This window comes from Sphingobium sp. 22B (assembly GCF_001580035.1).
GTDB lineage: Bacteria > Pseudomonadota > Alphaproteobacteria > Sphingomonadales > Sphingomonadaceae > Sphingobium > Sphingobium fuliginis.
This window is the reverse complement of sequence record NZ_LTAB01000058.1, coordinates 1-11,805: the sequence shown is the minus strand read 5'-3', so window position 1 is coordinate 11,805 and position 11,805 is coordinate 1. Positions and strand designations below refer to the sequence as shown.

The 11,805-nt window shown below is 65.1% G+C and carries 15 protein-coding genes; 6 read left to right on the top strand and 9 right to left on the bottom strand.

Going from position 1 to position 11,805, the window contains the following annotated elements; genetic code table 11:
- Positions 1–231: 231 nt before the first annotated feature.
- Positions 232–399 (bottom strand): 50S ribosomal protein L33, encoded by a 168-nt coding sequence (gene rpmG, locus A0J57_RS24655; protein WP_007687342.1) that lies wholly within the window; start codon positions 397–399, stop codon positions 232–234.
- Positions 400–617: 218 nt separating this feature from the next.
- Here rpmG and A0J57_RS24650 point away from each other — a divergent pair, with 218 nt between their 5' ends.
- From A0J57_RS24650 to A0J57_RS24640, 3 genes are all read left to right on the top strand, one after another.
- Entirely contained in the window at positions 618–950 is a 333-nt protein-coding gene (locus tag A0J57_RS24650; protein WP_061940880.1) for a hypothetical protein, read from the top strand.
- 16 nt (positions 951–966) lie between these two features.
- Positions 967–1,533: a TMEM165/GDT1 family protein gene (locus A0J57_RS24645; protein ID WP_061940877.1), complete on the top strand. Its 567-nt coding sequence runs from the start codon at positions 967–969 to the stop codon at positions 1,531–1,533.
- Positions 1,534–1,652: 119 nt separating this feature from the next.
- Entirely contained in the window at positions 1,653–2,144 is a 492-nt protein-coding gene (locus tag A0J57_RS24640; protein WP_048577868.1) for a Dps family protein, read from the top strand.
- Between the two features lie 174 nt (positions 2,145–2,318).
- On the opposite strand, the gene A0J57_RS24635 is transcribed toward A0J57_RS24640, so the two are convergent.
- The 7 genes from A0J57_RS24635 to A0J57_RS24605 form a co-directional block, all read right to left on the bottom strand.
- The gene (locus tag A0J57_RS24635; RefSeq protein WP_061940875.1) at positions 2,319–2,789 is read right to left on the bottom strand and encodes a GreA/GreB family elongation factor; all 471 of its coding nucleotides are present in this window, start codon (positions 2,787–2,789) and stop codon (positions 2,319–2,321) included.
- Positions 2,790–2,903: 114 nt separating this feature from the next.
- A complete protein-coding gene (cobT, locus tag A0J57_RS24630) occupies positions 2,904–4,730 on the bottom strand; it encodes a cobaltochelatase subunit CobT (protein ID WP_061940874.1) in 1,827 nt (608 codons plus the stop codon).
- Complete coding sequence (locus A0J57_RS24625) at positions 4,730–5,515, bottom strand: tyrosine-protein phosphatase (RefSeq protein ID WP_061940871.1); 786 nt, start codon at positions 5,513–5,515, stop codon at positions 4,730–4,732. The genes cobT and A0J57_RS24625 overlap by 1 nt, the downstream gene beginning before the upstream one ends.
- Positions 5,512–5,934 carry an OsmC family protein gene (locus tag A0J57_RS24620; RefSeq protein WP_044661161.1) on the bottom strand — a complete coding sequence of 141 codons (423 nt, stop codon included), beginning with the start codon at positions 5,932–5,934 and terminating at the stop codon, positions 5,512–5,514. The genes A0J57_RS24625 and A0J57_RS24620 overlap by 4 nt, the downstream gene beginning before the upstream one ends.
- A gap of 22 nt (positions 5,935–5,956) precedes the next feature.
- Positions 5,957–6,964 (bottom strand): cobaltochelatase subunit CobS, encoded by a 1,008-nt coding sequence (cobS, locus tag A0J57_RS24615; protein ID WP_061940867.1) that lies wholly within the window; start codon positions 6,962–6,964, stop codon positions 5,957–5,959.
- A gap of 88 nt (positions 6,965–7,052) precedes the next feature.
- Positions 7,053–8,339 carry an Hsp70 family protein gene (locus tag A0J57_RS24610; RefSeq protein ID WP_061940864.1) on the bottom strand — a complete coding sequence of 429 codons (1,287 nt, stop codon included), beginning with the start codon at positions 8,337–8,339 and terminating at the stop codon, positions 7,053–7,055.
- Between the two features lie 85 nt (positions 8,340–8,424).
- Entirely contained in the window at positions 8,425–9,042 is a 618-nt protein-coding gene (locus A0J57_RS24605) for a J domain-containing protein (RefSeq protein ID WP_061940861.1), read from the bottom strand.
- 44 nt (positions 9,043–9,086) lie between these two features.
- Here A0J57_RS24605 and A0J57_RS24600 point away from each other — a divergent pair, with 44 nt between their 5' ends.
- Genes A0J57_RS24600 through A0J57_RS24590 form a run of 3 tightly spaced genes read left to right on the top strand, consistent with a single transcriptional unit; the run spans position 9,087 to position 11,050 of the window.
- Positions 9,087–9,371: a BolA family transcriptional regulator gene (locus A0J57_RS24600; protein ID WP_061940857.1), complete on the top strand. Its 285-nt coding sequence runs from the start codon at positions 9,087–9,089 to the stop codon at positions 9,369–9,371.
- A gap of 51 nt (positions 9,372–9,422) precedes the next feature.
- Entirely contained in the window at positions 9,423–10,130 is a 708-nt protein-coding gene (locus A0J57_RS24595; RefSeq protein ID WP_044662973.1) for a glutathione S-transferase, read from the top strand.
- Positions 10,127–11,050: a pirin family protein gene (locus tag A0J57_RS24590; RefSeq protein WP_048577875.1), complete on the top strand. Its 924-nt coding sequence runs from the start codon at positions 10,127–10,129 to the stop codon at positions 11,048–11,050. Before A0J57_RS24595 ends, A0J57_RS24590 begins: the two co-directional genes overlap by 4 nt.
- A 108-nt stretch (positions 11,051–11,158) precedes the next feature.
- Here A0J57_RS24590 and A0J57_RS24585 read toward each other — a convergent pair.
- Positions 11,159–11,805: thioredoxin (locus tag A0J57_RS24585; RefSeq protein WP_235600956.1), on the bottom strand; the 647-nt coding region annotated here is incomplete at its 5' end.

The following is an 11,805-nucleotide window of genomic DNA, read 5'->3' as shown; positions in this document are numbered from 1 at the left end:
GTAGCGAGCTTCTGACTTAGCCGTTGCAAAACAGCGCAGATGCCGCGCCAGCCCACCCCCTAGCCCCCTCCCGCCTGCGGGAGGGGGAATGTCCGCCTTCCACCCAAATCCGTCCCCAACCCGCATTCCCAGCCAACAAGGAAAGGCCCGTTCCCCCAGGGGGACGGGCCTCTTCGTTCGGGCATGACGCCGCGAACCGGTAATCGTCGGGCGGCCGCAGCCGCCGTCAGATCACTTGATCTTGGCTTCCTTGAACTCGACATGCTTGCGCACGACGGGATCGTACTTCCGGAAGCTCAGCTTCTCGGTCTTGGTGCGCGGATTCTTCTTGGTGACGTAGAAGAAGCCGGTGTCAGCCGAGCTGACGAGGCGAATCTTGACGGTTGCTGGCTTGGCCATGGCCTTAGTCCCTGGTCGTGAATATCGTGAAAAAGAAGAGCGGCCCCAATTCTCTTGCGAGGAAGGGACCGCCCCGTTTCAGCGGTGCCCCATGAGGCAGATTCGGCCCCATGTCAAGGCTCGTGGCCCAGGCGCGGGGGTTATGCTACACTTTACGCGGCCTTAACCCGCTTCGCTCTATCAGGGAGCCGGAGTTACAGGACGGGGGAGTCTTCTCCATGCGACATGATCCGATGCTGGCCATTCTTGCCGATCTGCTGGGGCGGGTCGACGGGCTTGCGGGGGAAAGGGGCCATGTATCGGTCGTGCGGTTGCGCGACGAGATCGACCGCATTCGTCATATTGCCCGCGCCTTTCACCTCGACAGCGTGGAAAGCCTGGCCGGCACATTGCAATCGGCGCTGTCGCTGCAAGGCGCCGGACCGGTCATCATGTCCTATCTCGACCTGATGCGCGACGCGATCGCGGCCAAAATGCCGGAGGCGGACGTCATCGCCATGCCCGTCGCCGCCAAGCCGGCGGCAGGGCCCAGCGCGCACCTGACCGTCTGACTGTCTGGCCGGCTGAATGGATGCATTGCTGATCGCATTGCTCGGCTGTCTGTTGGCGGAGACGGGCGACAAGGGGCAGTTGCTGGCGCTTGCGCTGGCCGAACGGTTCCGCCGCGACGGAGCGGTGATAGCGGGGATCGTGGCGGCGGCGGTCGCCAATGCGGCCATCGGCGCGGCGGCAGGCGCCTTCATCGCGCCGATGCTGGGTACGGACGGGCGGCTCCTTTTCCTGGCGCTGGCGCTGATCTTCCTGGCGGTCGGCATGTTCTGGCCGACGAAACGGCCTGATCCCCTGGCAAGCTGGCGGCTGGGGCCCTTTCCGACCACCGCGCTCGGCCTCTTCATCCTCGGCTTCGGGGACGGCGCGCAGTTCCTGATCCTGGGAATCGCCGTGCGGACCGCCGATCCTTTCCTGGCCGCGACGGGCGGGGCGATCGGCATCATCGCCGCGACCGTGCCCGCCATTCTGATGGGCGGTCCGTCATTCAAGGCGCTGCCGCTTCGCGCGATCCGGCTGGGTGGCGGCGTGCTGGTGCTGCTGGCGGGCATGGCGGCGGCGGTGTCGGCCCTGCATCTCGCCTGATCGATTGGCTGCATCACACTGACCGGCATTATCCCGGCAAAATTCCTGTCTTGTCATGGCACCTTATCGGGGACAGACCATTATATGTCCGAAACCAAGTCCCCCAGCAGGAGCCAAGCATGACAGCCCCCGATCTCAAGACCCCGACGGACCTGCGCAGCAACGCCACCAAGTCGGTCGCAGAGGCGCTGAACGGCGTGCTCGCCGACAGCTATGCGCTGTATTTCAAGACCAAGAATTTCCACTGGCACGTCTCCGGCCCGCATTTCCGCGACTATCATCTGATGTTCGACGAGCAGGCGACGCAGATCCTGGCGACCACCGACCTGATCGCGGAGCGGGTGCGCAAGACCGGCAACACGACGCTGCGTTCCATCGGAGACATTTCGCGTCACCAGTCGCTGGTGGACAATGACGCCGATTATGTAAGCCCCGGCGACATGCTGAATGAACTGCGCGAGGACAATCTGAAGCTGGTCGAGGCGCTGCGCGCCGCCAAGGCGGCCGCGACCGAAGCGGGCGATAATGCGACCGAGGGCATTATCGACGACTGGACCGACGAGGCCGAGGAGCGCGCCTGGTTCCTGTTCGAAGCAGGCCGCAACGCTTGATCGAATAGACGAAAGCCCTCCAGCCGAAACTGGAGGGCTTTTTTTGAACAGCATTTATCCGTTTGAACGATACCGATCTTTTTGCAGCGTGCTCCTGCGAAGGCAGGAGCCCAGTCCTGCCCTCCGAACTGGGTTCCTGTCTTTGCAGGAACACAATCCGGCATGTTGCGAGGTCTACTCCTCCAATATCGCTTCGATCGCGAGGATCATGATCGCGCCCGGCTTGCCGCCGAAATCGACGCTTTCGCCTTCTTCCGCATCCATCATCGCCCGGGCGAGCGGCGCGGAAAAGGCGATACGCCCTTCCGCCGGGTCGGCCTCGTCATCCCCGACGATGGCGATCCGCTTCTCCGCGCCGTTCAGCCGATAGGTGATGCGGCTGCCGAAGGCCACAGCCTCCGCATCCGGCACCGGCCGCAATTCAGCCGTCGCCAGGCGCGTCCGCCAATAGCGCAACTCGCGCTTCAGCTTCTTGGCGTCCTCCTCAGCCATGGCTTCGGTATCGACCGCCTCCAGCGCTTCCACCTTCTCCCGCGTCAGCCGCAGGCCGCGCGCCGTCACCCAATTGGGTCCGGGCGGCAACGGAATCTCGAAAGTGGGTTCCAGATGCTCCTCGTCACTCTCGCGACGAAAGGCGACACTCATTGCACTCTCCTGTCAAAACGCTTGTTCGCGCTGACACGAGGTCGAAACTGCCGATCTTCTTTTCAAGGGAAGGTCCGGGCTTCGACATCGCGGAAGCCCGAACGAGCAGGGCTTCTAATCTTCGTCGAACAGTCCGGCGAGCTGCTCCACCATGGTCCCGCCGAGCTGTTCGGCATCCATGATGGTCACCGCGCGGCGATAATAGCGCGTGACGTCATGGCCGATGCCGATGGCGACGAGCTGCACGGGCGAGCGGTTCTCGATCCACTCGATCACCTGCCGCAAATGGCGCTCCAGATAGGTGCCGCTGTTCACCGATAGGGTGCTGTCGTCGACCGGCGCGCCATCCGAGATCACCATCAATATGCGGCGTTCCTCATTGCGGGCGATCAGCCGGTTATGCGCCCAGAGCAACGCCTCGCCGTCGATATTCTCCTTGAGCAGCCCCTCGCGCATCATCAGGCCCAGATTCTTGCGCGCCCGGCGCCAGGGTTCGTCGGCCTTCTTGTAGATGATGTGGCGCAGGTCGTTGAGACGCCCCGGCATCGGCGGACGCCCGGCGGCCAGCCAATCCTCGCGGCTCTGCCCGCCCTTCCACGCGCGGGTGGTGAAGCCCAATATCTCGGTCTTGACCCCGCAACGCTCCAACGTGCGGGCCATGATGTCGGCGCTGATCGCGGCGATGGAGATCGGCCGCCCGCGCATCGACCCGCTATTGTCGATCAGCAGCGTGACCACGGTATCCCGGAACTCGGTGTCCCGCTCGATCTTGTAGGAGAGCGAGCGCGTCGGATCGATCACGATCCGCGCCAAGCGCGCCGCGTCGAGCAGCCCCTCTTCCTGATCGAAGTCCCAGGACCGCGACTGTTGCGCCATCAGCCGCCGCTGCAGCCGGTTGGCAAGCTTCGTCACCGCGCCCTGCAGGCTCACCAATTGCTGGTCGAGGAAGCCGCGCAGGCGCAGCAATTCATCCTCGTCGCACAGATCCTCGGCGGTCACGACCTCATCGTGAAGCTGCGTATAGGGTTTGTAGTCGAAGCCCGGCGGCAGGTCGCCCATCGGCCGGTTCGGGCGGACGGGCATCATGCCCTCCTCGCCCATATCCTCCGCGCCTTCTTCGCTGTCGGCGTCGAATTCGTCGCTATATTCGGTTTCGCCGTCCTCGGTGTCGCCGCCCTGATCCTCGGCGCGCGCTTCGGCAAAGGCGTCGCTGTCGCCCGCCTGATCCTCGCCGCTGTCGCCGTCTTCCTGTTGCTGTTCCTCGTCCTCGCCCTCTTCCTGCGGTTCGGACTCGTCGGTTTCGGGCGGCACGTCGGCGTCGATCAACTGGAGATGCTCCAGCATGGCCGAGGTCAGCTTCTGGAAAGCGCGCTGGTCGTCGATGGCCATGGCCAGCGCGTCGAGATCGGCGCCCGCCTTGTCCTCGATCCACTGGTCGACCATGGCGAGGCCCGCCCGCACATCCTTGGGCGCGGCCTGCCCGGTCAGCCGTTCGCGCACCTTGAGCGCCAGCGCGGTCGACAAGGGCACCTCATCGGCAGAACGCGCCCGGCGGATCGGATCAGACTTCAATTTCAGGTCGAGCGCATGGTTGAGGTTCGCCCTTACCCCCTCCATCGCCCGCGAACCGATCGCTTCTACCCGCGCCTGCTCGACCGCGTCATAGACGGCCCGCGCCGTCGCGTCGGCAGGCGCGGCGGCGTTGTGAATCCGCGCATTATGGTGCCGCAGCCGCAGCGCATTGGCGTCCGCGAAGCCACGCGCCAGCGCTACCTGATCGGCGGGCAGATTGCGTCCGGGCGTCGGCACCTTGATCGCCTTGCCCGCCATATGCGGCGTATCGGCGGTGAAGCTCACCTCCACTTCCGCGTCGCGCGCGATCGATCGCGCCGCGCCGGACAGCACGTCCTTGAAGGCGTCGAGGGGCGAACGGTCGGCCATCAGTCGAGCAACATTCCGCGCATCGAATCCCGTGCCGCGGCGTCGACGCCCAGCACATCGTTCAGATAGCCGTCCACGCCGCCATGGCTTTCATCCAGCGTCGCGAACAATGTATCCAGATAGACGGATTCCGCCTTCAGCAGCGGTTCGAGCATGTCGGTTCTGGTCAGCCGCATCCGCGCCACCAGCGTGTTGCGCTGCGCCAGCAGCCAGTCCCAATCGGCATGGGCGTTGGTCGCCAGATAATCCTGAACGATGGTCGGGCGCGGCACGCCCAGCGCCGCCAGAACAAGCGCCGCGCCCACGCCGGTCCGGTCCTTGCCCGCCGAGCAGTTGATCAGCAACGGCACGCGCCCATCCGCGATCCGCGCGAACATGGCGCGGTAGGATTCGGCATGGTCGACCGGAATGACGCGATAGAGGGCGATCATCGTCTGCCGCATATCGTCCGCCGTCGCGCCGTCGCGCTTCAGCATCTCTCCGAGGAGCCCGCTGCTTTCCGCATAGTCGCGGCAGAAATAATCGACCTCGCTCCCATGCCAGAGCGTGGGTTCGGCGGTCCGTTCGTTGCCGCGGCGGAAATCGCAGATCGCCTTGATGCCGAGCGAGCGGAGATGGTCCGCATCCCCGTCCGTCAGCAGCGCCATCGTCCCCGACCGATAGAGCATGCCGCGCTTCACGCAGCGCCCATCGGCGGTCGCATAACCACCGAAGTCGCGCAGGTTGAACGCGCTCTCCAGCGGCAGGCGGGCTTTTTCCGGCGCCAGGGCGACAGGCTCGCTCACGGCCGCTCGCCCTCCCCGACCATGGGCACGGCGATGGTTTCGATCTGCGTTTCGACCTCGCTCATCAGCTTATGCACCGGGCATTTCGCGGCGACGGCGATCAGTCTGTCATGCTGCTCCTCGGTGAGCGGGCCGGACAGCGCGATGCGCGTAGTCAGCCTGTAGATGCCCTGTCGTTCCTGGCTCGCGTCGCGCACCACGCCGACATGGATGCCCTCCACCGGAATGCCGTTGCGCTGCGCATACCAGAGCATCGTCATCGCCTTGCACGCGCCCAAGGCCGAATCGTAAAGGTCATGCGGGTCCGGCCCGGCATCATGGCCGTCCGGGGCCGACATGTCCGCGATCAGTTCATGCCCGCGAATGCTGATCCGGTGGGCGGTGCCACCCTCCGGATCGATCCGTTCGACGACGATCATGGCTTTTTCCTCCCTGCGGCGTTCACGCCGCCCGGTGCGCGACGCTTTCGGGCAGGTCCTTGCCGAAGACGCGCTGATAATATTCGGCCACCAGCGGCCGCTCCGCCTCATCGCATTTGTTGAGGAAGCTCAGGCGGAAGGCGAAGCCGATATTCTTGAAGATCAGCGCATTCTGCGCCCAGCTTATCACGGTGCGCGGGCTCATGACGGTCGATATGTCGCCGTTGACGAAGCCCTGACGCGTCAGTTCCGCCACCTTGATCATATTCTCGACTTCCTTGCGGCCGCCCTCATGGTCGTACTCGCCGGACTTGGCCAGCACCACCTGCGCCTCGGTCGCGGCGGGCAGATAGTTGAGCGCCACCACCAGGTTCCAGCGGTCCATCTGGCCCTGGTTGATCTGCTGCGTGCCGTGATAAAGGCCGGTGGTGTCGCCCAGACCCACGGTGTTGGCGGTCGCGAACAGGCGGAACCAGGGATTGGGCCGAATCACCCGGTTCTGGTCGAGCAGCGTCATCTTGCCGTCGGTTTCCAGCACGCGCTGGATCACGAACATCACGTCCGGGCGGCCCGCATCATATTCGTCGAACACCAAAGCCACAGGCCGCTGCAACGCCCAGGGGAGCAGGCCTTCGCGGAATTCCGTCACCTGCTGCCCGTCCTTCAGGACGATGGCGTCGCGCCCGACCAGGTCGATGCGGCTGATATGCGCGTCCAGGTTGATGCGGATGCACGGCCAGCGCAGGCGCGCGGCGACCTGTTCGATATGGCTCGACTTGCCGGTGCCGTGATAGCCCTGCACCATCACGCGGCGGTTATAGGCGAAACCAGCCAGGATCGCGAGCGTGGTGTCCGGATCGAACACATAGGCGGGGTCGAGATCGGGCACCCGCTCGTCGGCTTCCGAAAAGGCCGGGATCTTCATGTCGACATCGATGCCGAACACGTCGCGCGCGTCCACTTCGCGGTCGGGCGAGGCCAACAGCGTTTCGGCGCGGGTATCGGGCTGGACGTTCGGGATGTCGGTCATCTTCTAATCTCTTTGAACGATCTGGTCGGCACTGCCCTAACCATCAGGGACAGGCATGTCGATAGAGTGGGGCCTTAACACGCCGGGATCAAGCAGCCCATTCGGCCAAATTGGCCTCCTGCCCGACCAGCGCCAGCCCATGGGCGATGGACGTCAATTCTCCGCCGGTTGCAATATGGTCTTTCCCGAAGCGCCGGTCGAAAATGCGCCGGATCGCCGGGATCAGGGACGTGCCGCCGGTCAGGAACACCCGGTCGATGGCATCGGGCGCCACGCCCGCCTTGTCGAGCGCCTTGTCCACCGTGGCTTCGATCCGGGCGATGTCGGGCGCGATCCACCCCTCGAAATCGGCGCGCGTCACCTGCTTTTCGATGGTGAGCCCGCCGCCTTCGAAGCGGAAGGTCGCGCTCTCCGCCTCCGACAGCCGCCGTTTCAAAGACCCCACCGCATCGTAGAGCGGATAGCCCAGTTCCTTCTCGATCACCGTGATCATCCGCCCGATGGCGTCGGGATCATGGGCGGCCTTCTGCAAGCGCGCCAGCTCGTCCATGGTCCGCCGGTTGCGCATCAGCGCCAGCCGCGACCAGTCGGCAAAATCGGCAAAATAGCTGCGCGGAATCTCCAGTTCCTTGCCGAAGCTGTGATAGCTGCCGCCCTTGCCCAGCATCGGCAGCACCAGATGATCGACGATCCGATAGTCGAAGCGGTCCCCGGCCAGGCCGATGCCCGCCGAGCCGAGCGGCACGCAACGCCGCGCCGCGCCCGGCGCCTCGACCCGGACGATGGAAAAGTCGCTGGTGCCCCCGCCAAAGTCCGCCACCAATATCGTCGCCGCTTCGGTCAGGCGGCTGGCATAGCTGAACGCGGCGCCCAGCGGTTCGTAGACATAGTGAATCTCGTCCCCGAACCCTGCGAACATGGCGTCATAGCGCCGCCGGGCGAGCGCCTCGTCGGGCCGCGATCCGGCATATTCCACCGGCCGCCCGACCACGATCCGCTCCGGCCGCCGGTCCAGCGCGCCGCCCGCATGGCCGACCATGCGGGAGAGGAACATTTGCCCCAGTTCCTCGAAGCGGAAGCGCTTCTCGAACACATTCGCGCTTTCGAAGACCGGGCTGGCCGCCACCGACTTGAAGCTTTGCAGGAAGCGGCTGTCCTCCGGAAATTCCAGATATTCCGCTATGGCCCATGGTCCCGCCTCATGCGCCATGCCGCCCTTCACGCCGCTGTCATGCCAGAAGCAGAGCGCGGAGCGGAACACCGCGCCGGTTGCTTCCTTGCCGGCAAATTCCACCAGTTCCGACCCGCCCCCGCCAGCGAGCGCGGCCACGCTGTTGGTCGTGCCGAAATCGAGGCCCAGGGCGCGGGTTGTCATAGGAATCTCCGGGGAAGGGTCGGCGCCTATGACAGCGCGATGAACCGATCACAAGTCATTCCCGCCTGTGCGGGAACGACGATGTTCAAGCGAAAGCCTCAGCCTTCCTCAACAATTGATAGGCCTCGATCACTCCCTGCAACAAAGCCTCATGGCTCCGGTCGCCGCCATTATGATCGGGATGAAAGCGCCGCAGCAATTCGGTATAGCGCTGCCGCAGCGCCCTTCGGTCGGCGTCGATCGGCAACCCCATCACCTCCAGCGCCCGCCGGTCGTCCCGCGACAGGAATTTCCCGTCCTGCCGCGTCTGGTTGTCGGCCCGCGCCTTCGCCACCCGCTCCCTGAACTTGGCGCCGATGGCGTCCAGCGGGTCCTGAAAGTCCGACCATCTGGGCGGCGGGCTGGCGGCGTTGGACGAAAAGGCCCGCGTTTCCCGCTCCCACCCCGCATAGGGGCGCTGGGCGGCGGCGATCTCCTCCGGGCTCATGCCGGTGAAGAAATTATAGCCCTGGTTGAATTCCCGCACATGGTCGAGGCACAGCCAGCGCCAGCGTGGGCCTTCCTGGTTCGGCCGGCCTCCTTCCAGGGGCGGCGCGCGAAATTCCCCCGGTTCCTCGCAGCCGGGCACCGCGCAGGGGCGGTCGCTTTCCACGCGGCCGTGGAAACGGTTGAAACGCCGGGTCGAGAAGGGATCGCTAGCCAAGATTGTCCTGATGCAACGGGGAATAAAGGGCCTATATAGGGGCCATGACCGAGATTCTAAAAGGCCCTGTCGCCACCGAAATCGAAGCCCGGCTGCAGGCCGCCCTCAGCCCCGAACGGCTCGCCGTGATCGATGACAGCGAGAAGCATCGCGGCCATGTCGGGCATGACGGATCGGGGGAGAGCCACTTCACCGTGGAGATCGTCTCCGGCCGCTTCATGGGCCAGAACCGCGTCGCTCGCCAGCGGATGGTCAATGCCGCGCTGGCCGACCTGCTGCGCGAAAAGGTCCACGCCTTGGCGATAAAGGCTCGCGCACCGGGCGAATGACACCATAGCGCCTGTTCGAACGTTGTGCCGCCGTCGAAGGAGGCGCGCATCATGGCCTATGATTTCTGGTACTGGTCCACCATAGCCGGGCGCGGCGAGTTCGTGCGGCTGACGATGGAGGCGTGCGGCATCGCCTATCGCGACCGCGCCCGCACCGACGGCGACGAAGCGCTGATGGCGGACATGGAGCGTCACGACGCCGGTCCCGCCTTCGCCCCGCCCTATCTGGTGACGGACGGCCGCACCGTGGCGCAGACCGCCAACATCCTGTTCTATCTGGCCGAACGCCATGAATGCGGCCCCACCGGCCTCAAGCCGCGCTATTGGCTTGCCCAGGTGCAGCTCACCATCATGGATATGGTGGCCGAGGCGCATGACGTCCACCATCCGGTCGGCGCCCATCTCTATTATGAGAATCAGAAGGCCGAGGCCCTGCGCGCAGCCCAAGGGTTTCGCGCCGGCCGCATCCCCAAATTCCTGACCTATTTCGAACATGCCCTGAGCGCGGAGACGGGCGACTGGCTGGCAGGCCGAAGCTGGAGCTATGCCGATCTCTCGCTCTTTCACCTGATCGCGGGATTGCGCTATGCCTTTCCGCTGCGCATGGCGACGCTGACGCCCTCCTTCCCGCGCCTTGCCGATCTGCATGACCGGGTTGCGGCGCTGCCCGAATTGCAGGACTATCTGGCAAGCGAACGGCGCCTGCCGTTCACCGACGAAGATGTCTTCCGCCACTATCCCGAACTGGACGCAGCATGACCCCGCCCGAACCGATCATCCAGAACGATCCGATCATCCAGACGATCACGCCCACCACCCATGACCTGGGCGATTTCCGCGTCCATCGTTCCCTGCCGGTGAAGGATCGCACCATGGTCGGCCCCTTCATCTTCTTCGACCAGGCCGGTCCCGCCCGGATCGAACCGGGGCAGGGCGTGGACGTGCGCCCCCACCCGCACATCAACCTCGCCACCGTCACCTATATGTATGAAGGCAGCTTCCTCCACCGCGATTCCCTGGGCACGGAGCAGTTGATCGAGCCGGGCGCGGTCAACCTGATGACCGCTGGCAAGGGCATCGTCCACAGCGAGCGGTCGCCGGACGAGGACCGGGCAAAGCTGTCGAAACTGTCCGCCATCCAGACCTGGCTCGCGCTTCCCGACCGTTATGAGGAGATGGACCCGGCCTTCGAGCATGTCGGTGAAGGCGGCCTGCCCGTCATCGATGGGGCTGGGGCGCGGGCGCGCGTGATCATGGGCAGCCTGTGGGGCGCAACCTCACCGGTCACCACCTATGCGAACACCATCTATGCCGACATCCAGCTCTCGCCCGGCGGTTCGGTCCCGATCGATGCGGATGCGGAGGAGCGGGCGATATATGTCTCCGGCGGCGACGCGGCGCTGGACGGGGTGATGCTCCAGCCGCAGACGCTCTACGTCCTGCGGCCCGGCATCAGGGCGACGTTGATGAGCGTGGACGGCGGCCGCGTCATACTTTGCGGGGGAGAGGCGTTCCGGACGCCTCGCCATGTCTGGTGGAATTTCGTGTCATCCTCCACCGACCGCCTGATGCAGGCTCGCGAGGATTGGGAAGCCATGCGCTTTCCCCTGATCCCTGGCGACGACCGGGAATTCATCCCGATCCCCCAGGGACGGCCGAAGACGGTGAGCTATCCGTGATTTTTTGAGATCGTCATCCCCGCGAAGGCGGGGATCCATCTCCCATAAGTCGTCCCAGGCGGCACGTTCAGGAGATGGGTTCCCGCCTGCGCAGGAACGACGAACGGATCACTGGACGAAGGTCAGCGACAGATTCTCGGCATTTTTCGGAATGTCGATCCGGCTTTCGTTGATCGACGCTTCCTCACCCGGTTTCAGGCTGGTCCGGTCCGCCTTGGTGGTCCAGCTGAACACCAGCCGGTTCTGCCTGTCGCGCAGTTGCACCAGCACGGGGGGCACCGGCAGCACCTGCTTGCCGCTGTTCACGATCCGCGCTCCAAAGGCGAAATATTCCTCCCCGGTCGGCAGCTTGCGCCGCTCGGCAGGCTTGGAAAGATAGAAGAGCAGGTCCGGGTCGCCTTCCTCGGGCACCAGGCCCAGATTGACCGCCCAGCCAGGCGTTCCGAAATACCAGAGCGCCCCGCCGGCCGCGCCGATCGCCAGGCAGAAGGCGAGCGCCGCATAGGTCCATATCTTCAGCCGGTTGCGCCGGGGCTTCGCCGCTACCGGCGCGGGTTCGGCCCAATCGTCGCGCGCATCCGCTTCGGCGCGCCCGTAAATATCGTCGAACCGATAATCCGGCCTTGCGGTTTCCGGGGGTGCGGCTTGCGCGACGGGTTCGGGCTCCACGGGCGCGCCGAAGCGGATGCGCGCGACGATTGGGCCGAACCCGCGCCGGTAGCGGCGAAGCCCCGGCGCAACCGGCTGAAGATATG